This is a genomic window from Brevundimonas naejangsanensis (genome assembly GCF_000635915.2).
Lineage (GTDB): Bacteria > Pseudomonadota > Alphaproteobacteria > Caulobacterales > Caulobacteraceae > Brevundimonas > Brevundimonas sanguinis.
The window spans coordinates 894,728-913,015 of record NZ_CP015614.1 but is presented as its reverse complement, the minus strand read 5'-3'; the positions used below and the strand labels follow the sequence as shown (position 1 = coordinate 913,015).

Annotated in this window: 17 protein-coding genes and 1 pseudogene; 3 read left to right on the top strand and 15 right to left on the bottom strand. The window is 67.8% G+C overall.

All coding sequences use genetic code 11. The features are described from left to right. Positions 1-102 precede the first annotated feature (102 nt). From DA69_RS04335 to radC, 8 genes are all read right to left on the bottom strand, one after another. Positions 103-1,344: a DUF3363 domain-containing protein gene (locus DA69_RS04335; RefSeq protein WP_025977290.1), complete on the bottom strand. Its 1,242-nt coding sequence runs from the start codon at positions 1,342-1,344 to the stop codon at positions 103-105. A 327-nt stretch (positions 1,345-1,671) separates the two neighbouring features. Continuing rightward, positions 1,672-2,619 carry a DUF2493 domain-containing protein gene (locus DA69_RS04330; protein WP_025977291.1) on the bottom strand — a complete coding sequence of 316 codons (948 nt, stop codon included), beginning with the start codon at positions 2,617-2,619 and terminating at the stop codon, positions 1,672-1,674. A gap of 324 nt (positions 2,620-2,943) precedes the next feature. After that, positions 2,944-3,450 (bottom strand): GcrA family cell cycle regulator, encoded by a 507-nt coding sequence (locus DA69_RS04325; protein ID WP_025977292.1) that lies wholly within the window; start codon positions 3,448-3,450, stop codon positions 2,944-2,946. Between the two features lie 126 nt (positions 3,451-3,576). After that, on the bottom strand, positions 3,577-3,993 hold the full coding sequence (locus tag DA69_RS04320) for a single-stranded DNA-binding protein (RefSeq protein WP_025977293.1): 417 nt from the start codon (positions 3,991-3,993) through the stop codon (positions 3,577-3,579). 29 nt (positions 3,994-4,022) lie between these two features. Continuing rightward, a complete protein-coding gene (locus DA69_RS04315) occupies positions 4,023-4,433 on the bottom strand; it encodes a single-stranded DNA-binding protein (RefSeq protein ID WP_025977294.1) in 411 nt (136 codons plus the stop codon). 122 nt (positions 4,434-4,555) lie between these two features. Continuing rightward, positions 4,556-6,724, bottom strand: coding sequence for a ParB/RepB/Spo0J family partition protein (locus DA69_RS04310; RefSeq protein WP_025977295.1), 2,169 nt, complete (start codon positions 6,722-6,724; stop codon positions 4,556-4,558). 26 nt (positions 6,725-6,750) lie between these two features. Continuing rightward, the gene (locus tag DA69_RS04305; protein ID WP_235599216.1) at positions 6,751-7,710 is read right to left on the bottom strand and encodes a DUF7146 domain-containing protein; all 960 of its coding nucleotides are present in this window, start codon (positions 7,708-7,710) and stop codon (positions 6,751-6,753) included. 8 nt (positions 7,711-7,718) lie between these two features. After that, entirely contained in the window at positions 7,719-8,399 is a 681-nt protein-coding gene (gene radC / locus DA69_RS04300) for a RadC family protein (RefSeq protein ID WP_082891437.1), read from the bottom strand. Positions 8,400-8,605: 206 nt separating this feature from the next. Here radC and DA69_RS14860 point away from each other — a divergent pair, with 206 nt between their 5' ends. The 3 genes and pseudogenes from DA69_RS14860 (at position 8,606) to DA69_RS04290 (ending at position 12,449) form a co-directional block, all read left to right on the top strand. Next, positions 8,606-9,040, top strand: coding sequence for a DUF6880 family protein (locus DA69_RS14860; RefSeq protein ID WP_235599214.1), 435 nt, complete (start codon positions 8,606-8,608; stop codon positions 9,038-9,040). Continuing rightward, a pseudogene (locus tag DA69_RS15070) lies at positions 9,021-9,602 on the top strand (DUF6880 family protein). Before DA69_RS14860 ends, DA69_RS15070 begins: the two are co-directional and overlap by 20 nt. Before the next feature lie 771 nt (positions 9,603-10,373). Then, positions 10,374-12,449, top strand: a complete 2,076-nt coding sequence (locus DA69_RS04290) for a glycoside hydrolase family 65 protein (RefSeq protein WP_025977300.1) — start codon at positions 10,374-10,376, stop codon at positions 12,447-12,449. A gap of 27 nt (positions 12,450-12,476) precedes the next feature. Here the strand turns inward: DA69_RS04290 and DA69_RS04285 are convergent, their stop codons facing one another. The 7 genes from DA69_RS04285 to DA69_RS04255 all read right to left on the bottom strand — a co-directional run bounded on the left by DA69_RS04285 (position 12,477) and on the right by DA69_RS04255 (position 17,619). After that, positions 12,477-12,698, bottom strand: coding sequence for a hypothetical protein (locus DA69_RS04285; protein WP_025977301.1), 222 nt, complete (start codon positions 12,696-12,698; stop codon positions 12,477-12,479). Between the two features lie 429 nt (positions 12,699-13,127). Further along, positions 13,128-13,709: an alpha-ketoglutarate-dependent dioxygenase AlkB gene (locus tag DA69_RS04280; RefSeq protein ID WP_025977302.1), complete on the bottom strand. Its 582-nt coding sequence runs from the start codon at positions 13,707-13,709 to the stop codon at positions 13,128-13,130. 5 nt (positions 13,710-13,714) lie between these two features. Beyond that, positions 13,715-14,803, bottom strand: coding sequence for a DNA polymerase IV (gene dinB, locus DA69_RS04275; RefSeq protein ID WP_025977303.1), 1,089 nt, complete (start codon positions 14,801-14,803; stop codon positions 13,715-13,717). Between the two features lie 133 nt (positions 14,804-14,936). Beyond that, on the bottom strand, positions 14,937-16,109 hold the full coding sequence (locus DA69_RS04270) for a zinc-dependent alcohol dehydrogenase (protein WP_029972524.1): 1,173 nt from the start codon (positions 16,107-16,109) through the stop codon (positions 14,937-14,939). An 18-nt stretch (positions 16,110-16,127) separates the two neighbouring features. Continuing rightward, entirely contained in the window at positions 16,128-16,643 is a 516-nt protein-coding gene (locus DA69_RS04265) for an SRPBCC family protein (RefSeq protein WP_025977304.1), read from the bottom strand. 77 nt (positions 16,644-16,720) lie between these two features. Beyond that, positions 16,721-17,179, bottom strand: a complete 459-nt coding sequence (locus DA69_RS04260) for a hypothetical protein (protein WP_025977305.1) — start codon at positions 17,177-17,179, stop codon at positions 16,721-16,723. A 5-nt stretch (positions 17,180-17,184) separates the two neighbouring features. Beyond that, positions 17,185-17,619: a hypothetical protein gene (locus tag DA69_RS04255; protein WP_064108275.1), complete on the bottom strand. Its 435-nt coding sequence runs from the start codon at positions 17,617-17,619 to the stop codon at positions 17,185-17,187. Positions 17,620-18,288 lie beyond the last annotated feature (669 nt).

Below are 18,288 nucleotides of genomic sequence, written 5' to 3'. Positions count from 1 at the left end.
TTGCCGTCCGCCTTAATGTATTTTGCAGCAGGCCTAGAACCGGACCTTTTCAACGTCCGCGTTGAGTCAGAACCGGCCCCAGGACGGCGGCAGCTAAGCTTGTCATAACTCCACGCCCCGCACTTTTAGCGCCGCCGCCATCGCCAATCCGTTTGAACCGGGGGTCAGCATCACCGTCTCCCCCATGGCCAATGGCCGAGAACCCGCCTTTAACCGGGCATAGTGCTCAATCCCGTCACCATCCTTCACAACCATGAATGGCGTCGCACCGACTTCATCGTGAAACCCGGCCTTCATCACCACGCCCTTCACCCGCCCCTCCCCGAACTGCCGCACCTCTCGCGCCCCTTCCAGGCGACGCTGGTTCATCGTTCTGATTACGTCTCGGCGCGCCTGAAGCTTGCGTAACTTCGTCTCGATCTCCGGATCGAGTCGGTATCGCCGCCCTGTCCGCGTGGCGAGCCCAAGTCCCTCCAGATACCGTAGGCGCCCGCGGGTCAGCGCCGCCCAGGCGTCATTGGCGCCTACCCCGTCATCGACCGTCCACCCTTCATCCGCCGCCGCCAACAGGCGCCGATCAAACGTGGTGAACCGATCCGCATGGGTTTCCTTCCAGACGCGCCGCTCCGCCTCCACGCGCGACAGGTCGCCCAACCGTTCCTGCGCAACCTCCTGCGCCCGCGCCCGGAAGCCGTAGCCCATATAGGCCCGGGGAATAACCAGATCGCGTCCATCCGCCCTTCGCCCCCGTACGAGGACATGGGCGTGTGGCTGATCCGTATCGTAGTGACAGGTCGCGACCCAGCGCAGATCCGACTCGCCCAGATCGGCCGATACGCGCGCCATCACCTCCCGCACATACCCCCTCAGGTCGGCGATCCGGTCGCCGTGCTCGGGCGAAACGATGAAGCGGAAATGATGACGGTCCCCGCTCCAGCCTCGCGTCACGAGAGACGCTTCCACGTCGTCGTTGGTGCGGCCAAAGAAGCCCGGGCGCGCGCCATCCGCGCCCGCGCCCGGCCGGCCGAGATAAGCGACGTGCGACGCCAACGCCCCTGCCCGCACGGCACCCTTTCCCACATGCCGCGACACCAGGGCCTTCACGATGACGCGCTGGCGGACATCCATTCGGAAGGCGCGACCTGACCGGCCCAGCGCCGTCCTGAGCACGCCCGAACGATCGCCGAGAGCGAACTGCCGCGAGGCCGACAGCCGCTGGTACATGCCCACGCGCACCGGCGCCCGGTCGGTCTTCAGGGACCGAGGAAGGCGCACCTGGACACCCTCGGCGTCCGGCGCGGCGCCGATTGACAACCGGGTCTCGATCGCCTCGCGAATGAGCATGTCGCGCCTCCTGGACGAGCCGCCGACTAACCAGGCCAGACAACTTTCCGCAAGTCATCCGGTGCCAAACGTTCATCGGCTAACCATACGAAAGAATAGAAGAAAGATCAGACCGCAAACACCTCCTTTTATCTTGCCCTAAGCCGCTTTCCGCAGATTTCCAGACATCGCCCTCAGCACTGCGCACATCTGATCAAACCGCTGCAAACGACGCTCGCCTCGCCGCCAGCCTGCGCGCCACCATCCACTGCGGCGATCAGACGACACGAAGAAACCCGCCCGGCCGAAACCGAGCGGGTCAAGCCTGTCGCCAATGCGTGACGTCTCTCAGTGCATCCGCAGCTTCACTGCCAGATGCTGGACGCCCTGCTCCATCGCCTTCTGTCCGAGATTGAGCGCGGGGCCGAACGGTCGGCCGCCCGCCGCCCTCGCCTCGTCCAGAGACCGGGCCAGGGTAAGGCAGCAGGTCGGCTCGAGCGCGATCAGGTCGTCATTCGCCCTGAAGGGAGCCGCCTTACCGTGAGCGTCGAAATCGGCCCGCGCTAGGATCAGCTTCACCCCCTTCTGACTGGCCCACTGGATCGCGAGCTTCTCGGCGCCCTTCGCCCCCGTGGTCGCGAGCGCCATGTCCGGCCACTCCGCCAGGGCCCAGTTGAGGGCGTCGAAAATCCTCGCCGCATCGCTGCGGCTGTCCGCCGTCGGCGCCCCCCGGAAGGCGACGACCGGTCCGCCCGGATCCGCCTCTCCCGCCCGCCGATTGCGGATCGCCCGGATCGCCTGCTTGGCCTCCAGCTGGGCGGCGGTCAGATGGGCGCCGCGCCGGCTTCTGCGCCAGGCGGTCCAGACCTCGCCGGTAGCGACCGTCCAGGTCTCGGCCGCGGCGTCGCGGATCGTTTCGGCCGCCCGGGTCGCTGCATCGCCGGCCCGCCCCCGGGCCGTGGCCTCCTGCAGCTCGACGTCCGCCGCTTCCGATCCGTCGAAGTCGCGATCCAGCCGGCGCATCACGTCGCGCGCCCGGTCGGCCTCCCTTTCGATCCGACCTGCTGCTGAATGGAAGGCGCCGATCAGGGCTTCGCCGAGCAGGGTCTGAAAATCCTCTAGGGCCGTGTCAGAGATCACGTCCAGCAACTCGGTCATGAGGGCCCGCCCGAGCTGAACCAGGGCTTCCTCGGTCGGGTGCGGGCGTCGATCGCCGAGCGAGGCGGTGAGGTCGTTGAAGGCGGAGTCGGACTTCTGGGCGAAGGGCGAGGTTAAGGCGGTGTTGGAGCTGTGCATCGGATCATTCCTTCTGAAATGTCGAAGCGCCCCATGCGCAACGACCCCGCTCCTGGCCACGTCGGGGTCCCCGGCGGTCACCGGAACGGCCCGCCTCTCGCGGGCCGTGGAGGGAAACGGCGAAGCCGTTGACGGCCGGGGTGACGTGACAGGATCGGAGGGCGTTGTGTGGGGGCATGTCCTCGTCCCTCTTCGGACGAGGACGCCTTTCGGCGCCATCGCGCCGATAGCGACGCTAGACAGACCGGCGCCGCAGGCCACGACGACGGCCCGAGCCGTCGTTGTCTGGCTCTCGGCGGCAATCGTGTTTTACGCCGCCCTGCCTCAGCCGAGGCCCGCCATTCTCAACAGGCTCTCGGCCGAAATGGGCCGCTTCTGGTAGCCGACGGCGGCATGGGCCGCGCAGAAGGCGCCGCGCGCGACCGAACGTCCGCACAGGCCGAAACCCGCCTCGCCAGGGACGCCATAGGGCCAGCGACACTGGCCGAAGCCGACCGACAGGACGGTGGCCGTCGGACCGGACGGCGTCTCGGTCGCCGCCGCCGAAGGCGCGACCCCCGCCTTGCTCTTCGATGCCGCACAGGGGCGAGAGGCCAGGCGGTCAATCGAAACGGCCTTGCGGGGCGGCTTTGTTTGCAGCGACGTCAAAACCGTGCGAACGCGCCGCGCCTCCGGTCCCCGCGCCAAGCCCAGCCGATAGACCTTGCCGAGGACCGCGCAGCGGGAAACGCCCGGTCCCAGGGCGCGGGCGATCCAGGCCGCCGTCCGACCTTCCTTCCACAGGGTCATCAGTTGCCGGGTTCTCTCAGGTGTCCAGATTGGGGATGTCATTGCGGCTCTCTCCATCAGCAAGCCCAATCGGCTCACCCCCCGCCCGCCCTTCCTTCCCTCCCGAGTCATGAAGAAGGCCCGGCGCTGATGCGCCAGGCCCGAAATCGATGTTCGTTGTCTATCGCCTCAAAACGGGATGTCGTCGTTCAGAGCGGTCGAGTCCGCCTCCGACACATAGGCGTCGCCTGCATCGGCCTCGGTCGACACGAGCGAGCGCCTGTTCTTTAGTCGCATGTCTTCCACCACGACCCGCACGTCGTAGTGTTCTGCACCGTCCTTGCCGGTCCAACTGTCATTCTCCACATGGCCCTGGATGATCACCCGGCTGCCCTTGCGGGCGTAGGGAGCGATGTAGTTCTCCGTCGTCGCCTCGTTGAAGCAGACGCAGTTGAACCCGGTCGTCCGTTCGCCCTGCTCGCCGTCGGCGCGGCGATAGCGGGTGGTCTCGAGGACGCGGAAGCTTGCGCGCTTGCGGCCCGAGCTTTGGGCCGAAAGGATGGAAGGGTCGGCGGCTAGATAGCCTTCGATGACGAGGGTCTGCATGGTCAGTCTCCTTGAAATAGAGGCGAGGATCAGGCCGCCGCGCGGCGGTCTTTGCGAGGGCGGGCGGTCGCGACGGCTTTGTCGGCCGTGTTCGACGCTCCCTCCAAGTCGGGATCGGCGGACCGGTTTTCGGCCCAGTCAAGGACGGTCAGTCGGTTCACCACCAGTTCCTTGGCGGCGCGTTCGGTCCCGTCGCGGGCCGTGTAGGCGGTGTCGACGAAGACGCCGACGACCAGAGCCTCGCAGCCCCTGGCCAGAGCGCGGGCGATGACTTTCTCATTGAGCCCTCTGGCCCAGCTGACGCAGTTGACGCCGACGATGCGGTCCTTGCCGCCCGCATCCACGCCGCGCTTCTCGAGCAGCCGGAACACCGCCTTGGCGAAGTCCGGGCTGATCTGGGGGTCGGCCGCGAGCCGGCCGGTGAACACCATGGTCTGCATGTCAGTCTCCTTGCGATCCGAGGCCGGGAAGACCTTCTCCCCGTTTCGCCTCGCCTCCCCCAACCCTTCCTCCCTCCGGGACCGGTTCCGCCGGGCGCACCCCGACGAAACCGGCCTTTCGGTCAGACGGCCGCGTCGTTCGGAACCGCCTCGAAGGGAGCCGCATCAACCGGGGCCGCGCCCGCCAGGGCCGCCTCCCCGGCCGGCGTAACCACGAAGACGCCGACGCCCAGGTCGGCCGTCCGGTCATCGCCCTCGGCCTCGCCCACATCGGGCCGTCCGCCGACATCGGCATCCGGTGCATCACGGACGTCAGCACTGTCGGAGGCGTCATTGGGGGCCAGGCCCCACGACAGGCAGGCGGGAGCCCAGCTACGGGTCCTCGCCTGATCTTCCGTCCAGACGATAAGCTCCCCCTTCCTCATGCGGGCAGGCGCCTCGGTCTCAGCCCCCATGGCCTCCAGCATGGTCAGGAGCTGCTCTCGGGAATGCGGGCGCAGATAGGCCCCGTCCGGCGTCCACCAGCGGGCTATATCGGCGTGGCAGAGGTCGGCGATCTCGGCGGCCTCGCTCCGCGCCGCTTTGCGCACCAAGCTGGTCCGATCCTCGCGAAGGTCGAGGCTGAGGGCGGTCAACTCCGCCAGGAGGGCCATGCGCTCGGCCGGCTCCATGGCGTGGACCCAGGCGAGCATGGTCAGGCCCGAGGCCTCCCAGGCGCGACGGCGCTCATCGAGCCGTTCTCGGACCACTCCGTCGAGAACGTCGACGATGCACCCGCCCGACGGGCTGAAGGCCGAGGCGCTGATCGCCAGGGCCGCCTCTGACCGTCCAACCGGCGGCCAGATCGCCATGGCCCCGAACAGGCGCGCCACCAGGGTCGTGAGAGCGATCTCCGGCGCTTCCGCCAGGGCGCGGATCAGCCCCCGCGTCGCCGTATCCGTGCGAGTGGCGTGCAGGACGTGGCTGATTCCCTCGACCTCGGCCGCGGGGGCCTCGGCCCGGGGCGGCGCATGGGCGGCGCCGGCGGCCGGCCGTCCCCGTCCTTCCACGGCGTTCTCGACCTCATGGGATTGATCGTCCGCTAACCAGATCGGTTCGGCCGGCGCCTCCGCCGCTCCGTAGCAGTCGACCTCCAGGCCCGTCCGCAGCGACGGACGCAGCACCAGGACCGTGGCCAGCTTCTGCCCGGCGCCGGCCTGATCCTGGGCGATGCGCGCCCGAACAAAGGTCAAAAGACCTCCGGCCTTGTCCTCGTCCGACGCCTCGGGTTCAACAGCCGCCAGGACCTCGGCCGTCGCCTGAGCCCGTTCACGGGCCTCGCGGTAGGCAAGGGTCGCCTCATCAGACAGACCGCCGTAGGCGTAATAGAGTTGCTCAAGGTCCTCGGGCAGGTCCGGGCCGTCGTCGCCAGGGCTGAGATGCACGGTCAGCCCCTCCGCCTCCAGCGGCGCCGCGACCTCGGCCGCGCGTTTGAGCCAGGCGCGCGTCAGGGCCTCGGGATCTAGCATGACCGACGGCAGCTCTCCGAACAGGTCAGCCTCCGTTCGGCCGCCCTCCGCCGCATAGCGCTCGGGCGTCACCAGGCCGCACCGGGGATCGCGGTTGGTGATGCGGCCCTCGCCCAATTGCTCCTGGATGCGCCACTCCGGCAGGCCGTGGCCGTCAAACGCCGCCTGGGCCAGTTCCGCCTGGGCTTCGGCGTCCTTAAGCCTGGCCAGGAGCCTGGCCTGACGCAGGGTGATCCGCCCGGTCTTCAGCGCCTCCAGGGCGACTGCCGGCAGCTTCGACAGGGCCGCCAGGCGGCGAATCTCGATCTCGCCATACCCCAGGGCGCGGGCGATGGCCTTCACGCCGAGGCGCGCCCTCAGCATCCGACCGATGGCGGCGACGACGTCGGCGACGTGGACAGGCACGGCGGTGTTGGTCAGGACGGTCGCCGCGGCCTGCCGCGCCCGGTCGGTCTCGACGAAGACCTCCACCAGATGATCGTCGTCGACGAAGCCGCCGTCGCGCAAGCGCCGGAGAGCCAGAAGGCGCCGGCGGCCGTCCAGGACCATGTAGGCGGCCTCGCCGCGACGGCCCGGCCGGACGGTCGGCAACTGCAGGAGGCCGGCGGCGGCGATGGTGTCAGCCAGTTGGGAAATGTCGTCGTCCGGAGCCTCCCCGTGGCGGAGGTTCTCCGGGGCGACGTCGAGGTCGCCGAGACGAACGACGGCCTGGCTGCGCGTCGACACGCAAAGCGCCGGCGTAGGTGCGATGGCGGCCGGCGCGGTTGAAACGGAACGGGTCATGAGTCTTCTCCCGCCGACCGCGGAGCCTATCCCCGCCTTGCCGGCGCCCCACCCGGCCCTTCCTTCTCCTCCCGGGCGACGGCCTCGACCTCGTTCCAGTCGCCGAACGGCGCCGGCGGAAAACGGATCTCGGCCCCCGTGCCCATGGCCCGGAGGCGCGAGCGGAGACTCGCAGCCGCCGCCTCCCCGGCCTTGCCGCGATCGCCCGCGATCAGCACGCGGCGAACGCCGGGGGGCGGCGACCAGCGCGCCAGATTTCCAGCCGTCAGCAGGGCCCAGCCGGGACGTTCGAAGCGAGCCATGGCGGAGAGCGTCGTCACCACCCCCTCGCCCACAAGCAGCTCGGCGTCGAGCGGGCAAAGGCGCACCGCCACGCCGGTCGGCGCCGACCCGACCATCTTGCGGGGCAGCCGAAGACGACGCGCGGCTCGCCCGTCGAGATCGAGATAGGCGATCTCCACGGCGCAGATCGCGCCGTCAGGCGCGCGGATCGCCGCGATCAAGGCCGGACAGGTCTGACCGGCTGGACGAAACGCCGACACGGGGGCGGCCGGATGGCGACGCAGATCCGCAGGCGTCGTCAAAAGGCGGACGCCGCGATGACGAAAGTAGCGGCGGCAGAGGTCGCCATCCGCCAGCGGCAGGGCGTTCGCCCAGATCGTCTGGGCCACGGCGATCCGGACATGAGGCGGCGGCCTTGTGGGCCCCGTCGGCAGTTGCACGGCGGCCGCCCCAGCGCCCGTCAGGCGGCCCCTGGCATCGATCAGCCCCAGCCTGAGAAGATGGGCGCGGACGGCGCGCCAGTCCGCCGAACCGAAGCCGTGAATCACCAACCGGTCCCCATCGAGCAACAGGGAGACGGACCGGTCCGCCTGGCTGTGGCCCGGCGCCGGCACGTTAGCGCTCTGACCGCCATGATGGAGGTCGCCGCCCAGCGCAGCGACGATCTCGCGGAGACTCAGGATGCAATGGAGGGCGCGAGTCATGGGCCGGCTCACATCAGGCCGAGCGCGCGAAAGCTCTGCGTGCCCTCTCGACCGACGATCACATGGTCGTGGACCTGGATGTTGAAGACCTGGGCGGCGTCGATGATCCGGCGCGTCATCTCGATATCCGCCCGCGACGGGGTTGGATCGCCAGAGGGATGGTTGTGGACCAGGATCACGGCCGAGGCCGAGAGCTCAAGCGCCCGTCGCACGACCTCCCGAGGATAGACGGGAGCGTGATCCACGGTTCCATCGGCCCGCCACTCCTCGCGGATGAGGATGTTGCGCTTATCGAGATACAGAGCGCGAAACTGTTCCCTTGGCGCATGGGCCAGGGCGGTGCGCAGATAAGAGGTCAAGGCTTTCCAGGACGACAGGACCGGCCGCCGACAGGCTTCAGCCCGCGCCATGGCGACCGCCAGGGCCCGGACACGGGTCAATATCGTGATTTCGGCTTCCGACAGCCCTTCGCGGCGCAAGGCGGCCTCATCGGCGGCCGCGATCCCGGCAAGCCCCCCGAAGGCGTCGACCAGGCCGGCGGCCGTCGTCCGGCCGGCTGGCGAGGACGGGCCTCCGGACAAGACCGCGACCAAGAGATCGATATCGGCGTCGGTCGATGAATTCGGCGACGGGTATGGGGACGGGGAAGCAGAAGGGGACGGGCGGAGAGCGGAGACAGATTGCGACACGACGGGCTCCAGGGCTGCTCGCTCCGAGTCGGAGCGCCCCGGCCCGCCCTTCCTTTTTCCCTTCGCCGTCTCGCCAAGGCTCCGCCGAACATACCCGCCGGAGCCTTGGCGCTAAGAAAAAGCGCTCCGCGATAGGTCCGCGGCTTCTTGCCGCCCTAGGCGTCTGAGAAAGTCACCGCTGGTAGAGTTTAGCTTAAGGAAGCGTCGTGCGTTCTTGGGCAAACACGACGATCTTCTTTCCTGAGAAGCGGCGCCGGCGTGGACGTGGTAGAGACGGCGCATACGGCGAAGCGGCGCCTCCATTCAAAGACGTCATGGCGCGAAAACCACGGATCTCGACCCGGCTGTCGGCCGCCAGCCTCGTTCGTCTCGGAGCGCCCCGCCTGGCGGAGTTGCTGGTCGAGGCGACCGCGGGGAACGCCAATCTGAAGCGCCGGCTTCGGCTCGAATTGGCGGCCGAAATGGGCCCGGAGACGCTGGCCCTGGAAATCGACAAGCGCATCACCGCCATCTCCGCTGCCCGCACCCGCGTGTCCTGGCGCAAACGCGGCGAACTGATTGATGATCTGAACACGCATCGTCGGATGATCCTCGAACGCCTGGCGCCCGTGGCGCCTCAATCTGCTGCGCCGCCTCGCTGATCGGGCCGACGACCTCGACCTCTGGCTGTCGCTCGTCACGCCGGAGCAGGCTGGATCGCCTGACGTCGCCGCCGACGTGGCCCGCCGTCTCCTTAACGCTGGCCGCGTCGCCGAGGCCCGCGTCGCCCTGGAAGGCGCCCTGGCGCCTTCACCGCTCAACCGCCCCTGGACCTACCGCCGCAACCCGACCGACGGCGCGCCGCGACTGACCCCGGCCTGGGAGGCCGCCTCCATCGACGTGCTGGACGCAGAAGGACACCGCCAGGAGGCCCAGGACCTGCGCTGGAGCCTGTTCGAGCCGACCGTTCTTCGGAACTAACTCTCGCGCCTGCCCGACTTCGACGACGTCGCGGCCCTGGATCGGGCCTTCGACCACGCGGCGCGCCATCCGGACTTCGACGTGGCCATGCAGCTCCTCATGGATTGGCCGGCCCACCGGGAAGCGGCCGCCCTCGTCCTGGCCCGACCTAGCGAGGCGCGGCTCCCTCGCCCTATGTCGGCGGACTGGGCGACCCGCCTAGCCCAGCGTTATCCGGAAGCCGCCGAATTACTTATGGGTTAGTTTCGCCTGCCACCCCAAGGCTTTGAAGAGGTTAGGCTAAACGTAGAGCCGCATCCACTTCCTACGCGCCTCGCCAGAGCGATACACAGAACCGGCTCCAGCGCCCCGTTGGCGCAACGCCGAACGCCGCCCCTCAAGCGGCGAAGCACGATTCATGCGGCAAGGAGCGAGACGCACACGCTGCTCCATGGATCACTTGGAGCCGCCCGTGCGGAAGCTCGATGGCATGACCCTGTGGCCGCTCTCCACGGCAAGAATTCCCGCCGTGCACGGGCTGCAAATCTAAGGCGGGACGGAGCGTCGCCGCTCGTCATCCGACGAGGCTCCCGGTCCAAGGCCCTTCGCCGCCGACGCCATAAACAAGAGGACAGCCTCGACCAGGTCTCGACGGAGGACGACGATGAAAGCGACGCTTCCGCCCCCTTCCTAACAGGCAAGAGTCCAAAGACCGGCGCCCGACACAAGGGGGGCTCTGGCGCGTGGAGAGGAACAATTCCCGTCGGGAGGTCGTCTGTACAGCGGGGGCGGCCAGGAGCACGACCATGACATCTCAGCAATCCCGAGGACGGGCGCGCAACGCCGCGACGCCAGGCGGCAAGCCCAAGCCTGACGAACACGACGAGGCCGTGGTGCGCGTGGGCCGGGAGTCCCGCCAGCGCGCCGGTCCGGACGGCCCGGACGCGACGGTGGTCGGCGACCTCTTCAAGAGGCCGCCTGATCGACGGCGGTCGAAAGAGACCCGCCCCAGGACGCCGGCGGAGCGTCCGCCGAATGGATGACCGTCCCGCGCCGCCCCTGAGCCCCGAACCCGTTTCCGGACCGCGCAACGGCGACCTGCCGGCCTATCTCGGCAACGGCTTGATCGGCGTGAGGGTTCGCGAGGTTCCCCTTTTCGCCGGCATGGTTCTCGTCAGCGGCCTGGCCGGCGCTCACCCGGAGCGCGGGATCGAGGCCGCCGCAGCGGCGCCCTATCCCCTGTCGGGGGACCTGGCGATCGACGGGGTCTGGATGAGCGAGCAGCCCTGGGCCGTCGGGGAGCTTAGGCAGTCCTACGACTTCGCGACCGCCGAGCTTCACTCAGCCTTCACCTACCAGGTCGGGACCCGAACCCTCTCGGTGGAGGTCATCGCCTTCGCCAGCCGCACCGCCCCTTCGATCGTCGCCCAGGAAGTTCGGATCACCGCCGACGGCCCCTGCGACCTGAAGTTCCGGGCTGTCGTGTCGATCGCCGGGCTGACGGGACGAGTCGCCCGACGGCGCACCGAGACGCCCGGCGAACCCGAGCCTGCCTGCGACGGCAGCCTCCTGTGGGAAACGGCCGAAGCGCTCGGCCAATGCGGCCTGGCCCTTGTGACCGAAGCCCCCGCGGCCGCCCGTCGTCAGGTCTTGACCTGGTGTGAAGCAGGGCCCCTCTGCACAGAATATGGAATCCGGCTGACTTCCGGAAGACCTGCGCGTTTCCGGCAACTGGCGGCGCTGGTCCCCTCCGCCCTCCACGCGCGGCCGGACGAGGAGGCCGTCAGGCGCGTGGCGCGAGCGTCCCGGGACGGTTTCGACGTCCTGAGACGCTGCAACCGCGCAGCCTGGGCGGAAATATGGGAGGGTCGGATCGTCATTGTCGGCGCAAGCTCGCGGCATCAGGCGCTGGTCGACGCCGCCTTCTACTACTTGAATGCTTCCGCCCACCCCGCTTCGCCGGCGTCCACCTCGATCTTCGGCCTCGCGACATGGTGGGACTATCACTACTACTACGGGCACGTGATGTGGGATGTGGACGCTTTCTGCCTCCCGCCCCTGATTCTCATGCAGCCGGACGCGGCGCGCGCCATGCTGGGCTTCCGGAGTCGAGGACGGCCTGCTGCGGCGGCCAATGCACGCCTCTCCGATCGTCAGGGGCTGCAGTATCCGTGGGAAGCCGCGCCCGGCACTGGCCAGGAGGCGGCGCCCGGCGCCGGCGACGCCGCTCATCACGAGGACCATGTCTCTTTGCATGTGGCCCGGGCCTTCTCTCTCTTCGCCGACGCCACGGGCGACGAGAGATTTCTGGAGGAAGAGGCCTGGCCGATCATCAGCGGGGTGGCCGACTGGTTCGTGAGTCGCGTGAGCCGGACCGGTCGGGGATTCGAGCTCCTGCGGTCTATGGGTCCGGCCGAGGTCCCTTCGCCTCCGGATAACGACGCCTTCAGTCTCATGGCTGGCGCCGACGTTCTCCGGCGCGCCCTACGGGTCGCCGAGCGCCTGCGAAAGACCGCGCCCGACGCTTGGAAGGCGGTTCTCGACGACCTCTACCTACCGGTGCGCTCCGACGGGGTCATCGCCGCCCATGACGACTATGACCGCCGCGAGGAAAAAGGCGCCACGCCTTCTCCCCTGGCCGGACTGTTTCCCTATGACTATCCAGCCTCGCCCGCGGTAAGCCGCAAGACGCTGGGCTTCTATCTCAAGCTCTGGCCCGACTATGTCGGATCGCCCATGCTGCCCGCGCTCTACTGCGTCTGGGCGGCCATGGTCGGCGACCGGGAGCTAGCGCTCAAGCTATTTGAGGAGGGTTTCGCCGCCTACGATCAGCCTCGGTTTCACCAATGCCTCGAATACCGGTTGGATCACGCCGACGGACCCGCGGCCGGACCCTTCTTCGCTAACCTCGGCGGCATGCTGCTCGGTCTCTGCTACGGACTGACAGGACTGGTGGTGAACGACGGGGAGCCGGACACCTGGGCCCGCCGCCCCATCACCCTGCCAGCGGGCTGGGAGGCTGTCAGAATCGACCGCCTCCAGGTGAGAGGCCGCTCGGCGCGCCTTGTCGCGCGGCACGGCGCCGAGCGCGCTGAGCTGTCCTTTTCCTGACGTCAGGCGCCGTCGTCGGCTAGCCGCTCATTGCAAGACCTTTCTAGCCAAGGGCTGTGTTCTCCCCTGCGTCCTGCCCAGATCGAAGGCCAGGAGCGAATACACTTCTCCAGTTCCCGGGTCCTGAATGGCCACGCCTGTCAGGCCCTGAGCCTCGAACGAAGCCGCCAGGCGCCGGGCGGCGCGTTCGTCGGACACGCAGGTGGCGAGTTCCTTCTCGTCGGCTTCATAGGTGACCAGATAGGGCATTGATCGCTCCCGGTTCTCGCCTCCTTAGTCGCGCGTCCCCGCCGCCATCTCCCTGTGTCTAAGGCCCGGCACAGGCCCGGGTCCGGAATTCGGGCGTGGCGCCTAGCCGGGAGCGGCGGGATTATCCACCGCGAATGGCGGACGTCGCGCCCCTTCGACTGCGACGCCCACCCGTCCGCCGAAGGGACGGAGCCCATCGCGGGTCCATAACGCCAATGATCGAGAGCAATGCTATGTTCCGCTTCCCGCAGATCTCGCGTTTTGTTGACGAAGACCGTCCCCCCATCGCCGCCGTCAAGAGAGATCGCCTGCCCCTACGGAGCGACGGTGGGTTGAAGAGGCCTTGGGCGGCGGACGCAGAGGAGTGGCGCACGCAAATCAGGTTCAGCCTGCTTATCGCCCTCCCGAAGCCGCCGACATCCCGGCGAGCTAGACGCTCTGGCCAGCCAGGGTCCTGAAGGTGATGGAATAGCGCAGCGCCGTCATCGGCGAGATCGAATGCTCCCAGTCGCTGCGCGCCGCGCCTGACAGCCGATAGGCCGATCCGGGCGCCAGCGGCGCGGCTGACCGACGCCATCCCGTCCCGTCCTTCCGGCGCAGACGCATCACGCAAGGCGCGAGAAAGGAGACGCCGAGGATCTCCCCGTAAACCGGCCTGTCGCGGTGCCAGCCGATACCGGCTCCGGGGGCGTATTCATTGACCAGAGCCTGGACGAAGGCCCCTTCATCAAGGTCGAGCCGTCCGGTCAGACGCCCCAGGAGCGCCTTCAGAAAGTCCGGCCACGGCGCGGCCGTCTCCAGTCGACGCCGCTCCAGATCATAGCGGCGTCCGAAGGCGGCGATCTGTCGGAAGCCCTGGTAGCCCATGTGCTCATAAGGCCTGAAATCCAGCCGCTGTAGTTCCTCGACCACCGCTGCCTGCTCGAACGCCGACAGGACATCCGGCCAATAGTCGAAGCCCGGAGGCACGGCAGGCTGGGGGGCGTGCCCGAACAGGTCCGCCTGGAGCATGGCTGTCACAGCGCCAGCTCGCCCACAGAAGCCCTAGACGGCGCTCCCGGCGACGCCTTCTCCAGATTGGACAGGGTCACGCCGACAAGCCGCACGCCCCTGGTCGGCGGATAGAGGGATCGCACCAGCAGCCGGGCGATCTCGCGCAACCGTTCCTTCGAGGCGACCGGCTCATTGAAGGACCGGCTCCTGGTCGATTGCTGGAAGTCCGCCCATTTGACCTTCACCGTCACGGTCCGGCCCAGCGATCCGGCCTTTTCGCACCAGGCCCAGACATCGTCCGCCATCTCGTCCAGCCCGGCTTCGATCGCCGCCGGATCGACCAGATCGCTGGCGAAGGTGGTCTCCGAGCCGCTCGACTTGCGCTCGCGATCCGGATTGACCGGGCGATGATCCTCTCCCCGGGCCACGCCATGGTACCAGGCGCCGGACTTGCCGAAGTGATGCTGAAGAAAGGCTAGGGACTGGCGTCGCAGGTCCGCGCCGGTCTCGATGCCCAGGCGGTTCATCTTCTCCGCCGTCACCGGCCCGACGCCGTAGAAACGCTTCACCGGCAGGGCCTCGACAAAGGCCTCTCCTCGCCCCGGCGGGACCACGAACTGGCCATTGGGTTTGCGCTGGTCAGAGGCCAGCTTGGCCAGGAACTTGTTGTAGGAAATCCCGGCCGAGGCCGTCAGACCAGTCTCCTCGAGGATGCGCGCGCGGATCTCCTCCGCCGTCGCCGACGCCGTCGGCAAGCCCCGGATGTTCGCGGTCACGTCGAGGTAAGCCTCGTCCAGGGACAGGGGTTCGATCAGGTTCGTATAGTCGGCGAAGATGGCGTGGATCTGCGCCGAGACGGCGCGATAGACCTCGAATCGGGGCGGCGTGAAGATCAGTTCCGGGCACTTCCGCAAGGCCGTGCTCGAGGGCATGGCCGACCGCACGCCGAACTTGCGCGCCTCATAGCTGGCGGCGGCGACCACGCCGCGCGAAGCGGCGTGGCCTACGGCGACGGGACGACCGCGCAGGGCGGGATCGTCCCTCTGCTCCACCGAGGCGAAGAAGGCGTCCATGTCCACATGGATGATCTTGCGAGGCGGAGCGACGTCCATAAGCCACGCCTAGCAGAAAGAGAACAAAGCCGGAACATATTTTCTCCTCCCAACAGGCTCCGCCATGAATGCCCGTCGCCAATGCAGACGTCCCTTGTCCTGCCCGCAGAAGCCCGAGGGCCGGGAGGCGCGTTCAAGGTTTGAGGACAACCTTGGTCCACTCGTTGGGATTGTCGTGGAAGTTCTTGTATGCCGTTGCGGCCTCCTCAAGGGGAAGGCGATGGCTGATGAGGTCCGTGGTGTCGATCTGACCGTCCATCACCAGCTCCAGCAGCTTGGGCAGGTATTTCTGCACATGGGTCTGCCCCGTCTTCAAGGTCAGCCCCTTCTGCATGAAGGCCCCGATCGGCAGCTTGTCGCCGATCCCGCCATAGACACCCGGCATGGAGATGCGCCCTCCCTTGCGGCAGGCCATGATCGCCTCGCGCAGGACGTGCTGACGGTCCGTGCCCAGTTTCGTCTCCTGCTTGACGGCGTCGATGATGTTGTCCGGCGCGAAACCGTGCGCCTCCATGCCCACTGCGTCGATGCAGGCGTCGGGTCCGATGCCCGCCGTCATCTCCTTGAGCGCCTCCAGCACCTTGACCTCGTGATAGTTGAGCACCTCGGCCCCGTTCTGTTTCGCCAGGGCGAGACGACGCGGATGGTGGTCGATGGCGATCACCCGCGCCGCGCCCATGTGGATGGCGCTCTTGATGGTGAACAGGCCGACCGGGCCGCAACCCCAGACCACCACGGTGTCGCCCGGCTCGATCCCGGCGTTTTCCGCCGCCATCCAGCCGGTCGGGAAGATGTCAGACAGGAAGAGCACCCTCTCGTCCTCGACGCCGTGAGGCACGACGATAGGTCCGAAGTCCGAATAGGGAATGCGCGCGTACTCGGCCTGCCCGCCCGCATAGCCGCCGGTCAGGTGCGAATAGCCGAACAGCCCGGCGGCGGGATAGCCGTAGGCGATCTCGGAGGCGTCGGACTTGTCGGCTGGATTGGAGTTGTCGCAGGCCGAATACTGCTCCTTGCCGCAGAAGAAGCACTGGCCGCAGGCGATCACGAAAGGGACCACTACCTTCTGCCCGACCCGCAGGCTGGTGTTTCCGCGCCCCACCTCGACCACCTCGCCCATGAACTCGTGGCCGAGGATGTCGCCGCGGTGCATGCCGGGGATGACGCTGTCATAGAGGTGGAGATCCGAGCCGCAGATGGCGGTGGCGGTGATCCTGATGATGGCGTCGCGGGGATTGACGATCTCGGGATCGGGAACCGTGTCCACCCGGACATCGTGTTTGCCGTGCCAGGTCAGTGCGCGCATGAAATTCGTCCTTGATGATCAGCCGCGGGGCGCGGCGCCGGGAGCCTGGGAGGTGGAAACCTCCCCCGTCTCCATCAGTTGTTTGAAGCGGCGAAGTTCGCGTCGGGCTTGGATGCGCGGTTCACGCTGCATCACCTTGGCCACGAGCTTGCCCACAGCGCCGGCGGGCGGATCATAGCTGATCATGACGCGGACCTCGGTTCCCCGCCCTAAAGCGTTGTCGCGGAACTCGACCCAACCCTCGTGATCGACGTCCGCCGCTTCCGTGGAGCGCCAGGCGATCTTCTCGCCGGGCCGGTCTTCTACGATCTCGGTTTCCAGTTCGACATCCATGCCGCCGGGCCCGGCTATGACCCAGTCGCGTCCGTCGCTGCTGACCGACCGCACATTGGCCATGAACAGAGGAAGGTTCCGGAACTCCCGCCAGAAGGCGTAGAGTTCGGATCGGGGCCGGTTGATCATGACGGCCTGAATAGACGAGGCGTCATGATCACCATCGTGGACGTCTTCGTTCAGAAATCCTGTCGACGCCATGTCCGCGTCAGTACTTCTGGGCTCAGTCGGCATGGGGTTCTCTCCGGATTCCGGCGAGGCGTCGACGCCTCCTCCGATCATAGTTTCTCGCGCGCTCTGGCGAGGTCTCGAACAAGTCTGGCGCGCGTCTTATCAAACCGCGCCTTCTCTTCGGCGGCCCGCGCTTCAAGGCCTTTCATCTCGGCGCGGACAGCAGCCGCGCTGTCAGCATGCGCCTGATCGAGCGCCTTCAGCTCCTCAGCGAGGCGCTGGGCCCGATGCTGCTGGGCCGGGGTCGCTCCCTTGCGCGCCCTGGGTGGCGCCCCACGGCGGCCGGCCTTGCCGATGTCGACGGTCAAGCCACGCTCGATCACCTCTCCAGGTCGCGCTTTTGCCGCCTCGGCGTCCTCTGCATCGGGCGCCTCCCTGGCGAGGCCTGAAGCGAAGATATCCTGCCGGATGCCCCAGGCCGCCAGAGCCTTGGGCCTGGAGGAGGCAGCCACCGTGAAGCGATGGAAGCCGTCCGACCATTCAAAGAGCTTCAGCCTAGGAGCCATGTCGATCAGATCGCCGCCTGGATTTCCCGCGCCCTCCGCAGGTGACGCACGACCTTCGCAGGTACTGTCGGGGCATCAGCCGCAAGCGGCGGCGCATCCTTATTGTCCGTGAAGCCGCGATTCAGGACCACGACCTCCTGGCGGGCGGAGGCCTGCCGGTCGCTATAGAGCCGGTTGAAATACGCAACGCCCGCCGACCTCAGATGATCCAGCAGGCCCCTGGCCCGCTCAGGAGCGACATCGCCGGACCGGATCTCGCTCATGGCTGCGCCAGGCGCATAGCCGATTATAGTGTTCCCCATGGCGGCGAAGGTTTGATCGACTGGAGCTGAGATAGCGTCCTGGGCCTTGTCGACGCCCCCGTCGTCCCCTTGTGGATTGCGGGCGGGGAGAAGCCCGGCGACGGAAGCGACGATGATTGGGGCATGGCGCAAGGTCATGAGCTCCTCTTGGGTGTGACTAAACAAGCGCGCCGCGCGTCCACGGGTTTCCCCCTGGCGACTTGGGGCGGCGTCGAGAGCCGGGCGAGCCCGCAGCAGCGGGGCCGCGAGCCTTTGTCGGGAACACGACACAAGCCCGAACGCCTGTTCGCCTTGGCGGAACCCCAGCGTTGGCTCTCCGTTCGGGAACCGCCGGCCGAGCGCTGGGGGTCTCGGTCAGCCGAGAGCGCCAAGGCGAAGCCTGCGCTCGCCCCGTCGCCCCGTCGCGCGGCGGCGGGGCCCCTGATCGTCGATGAGCCCCAGGTCCCGACGAAGATCGGTGAGAAATACGCTGGCGACATCCCTCGCCGCGCTCTCTCCAAACTTGGCGTCCGCGCAGAGTAGGAGGCTCCCCGCCTCCTCCTGCTCAGGCAGCCACCCAGGCGTCGATCTGGGTCGGTTGAAAGGCGGCGGTCGAGGCGAGCGAAAGCGCTCCGGACTGCTGGGGGTTCATGGGCGGTGTCCTTCCGGCGATATAGAGCAATCCTCGTCGCCGCTCTGGCGCTCTTGGTTCGTTTCCTCGCCTCCTTCATGCTCCGCTGGACTTAAAGCGCGCGAGCGGCCGCCTAGAAGGCGCTGGAGCATGGCGCAGCGGCCCAGTGGACCGTCGCTTATCTCGCCGCCCCCCCG

Coding starts and splice junctions, on each gene's coding strand:
- DA69_RS04305 (WP_235599216.1), bottom strand. CDS start 7,710: ATGACTCGCGCCCTCCATTGCATCCTGAGTCTCCGCGAGATCGTCGCT.
- DA69_RS04335 (WP_025977290.1), bottom strand. CDS start 1,344: ATGCTCATTCGCGAGGCGATCGAGACCCGGTTGTCAATCGGCGCCGCG.
- DA69_RS04260 (WP_025977305.1), bottom strand. CDS start 17,179: ATGGCTCCTAGGCTGAAGCTCTTTGAATGGTCGGACGGCTTCCATCGC.
- DA69_RS04265 (WP_025977304.1), bottom strand. CDS start 16,643: ATGGCGTCGACAGGATTTCTGAACGAAGACGTCCACGATGGTGATCAT.
- DA69_RS04315 (WP_025977294.1), bottom strand. CDS start 4,433: ATGCAGACCATGGTGTTCACCGGCCGGCTCGCGGCCGACCCCCAGATC.
- DA69_RS04320 (WP_025977293.1), bottom strand. CDS start 3,993: ATGCAGACCCTCGTCATCGAAGGCTATCTAGCCGCCGACCCTTCCATC.
- DA69_RS04290 (WP_025977300.1), top strand. CDS start 10,374: ATGGATGACCGTCCCGCGCCGCCCCTGAGCCCCGAACCCGTTTCCGGA.
- DA69_RS04280 (WP_025977302.1), bottom strand. CDS start 13,709: ATGCTCCAGGCGGACCTGTTCGGGCACGCCCCCCAGCCTGCCGTGCCT.
- DA69_RS04325 (WP_025977292.1), bottom strand. CDS start 3,450: ATGACATCCCCAATCTGGACACCTGAGAGAACCCGGCAACTGATGACC.
- DA69_RS04255 (WP_064108275.1), bottom strand. CDS start 17,619: ATGACCTTGCGCCATGCCCCAATCATCGTCGCTTCCGTCGCCGGGCTT.
- DA69_RS04285 (WP_025977301.1), bottom strand. CDS start 12,698: ATGCCCTATCTGGTCACCTATGAAGCCGACGAGAAGGAACTCGCCACC.
- DA69_RS04270 (WP_029972524.1), bottom strand. CDS start 16,109: ATGCGCGCACTGACCTGGCACGGCAAACACGATGTCCGGGTGGACACG.
- DA69_RS04310 (WP_025977295.1), bottom strand. CDS start 6,724: ATGACCCGTTCCGTTTCAACCGCGCCGGCCGCCATCGCACCTACGCCG.
- DA69_RS04330 (WP_025977291.1), bottom strand. CDS start 2,619: ATGCACAGCTCCAACACCGCCTTAACCTCGCCCTTCGCCCAGAAGTCC.
- dinB (WP_025977303.1), bottom strand. CDS start 14,803: ATGGACGTCGCTCCGCCTCGCAAGATCATCCATGTGGACATGGACGCC.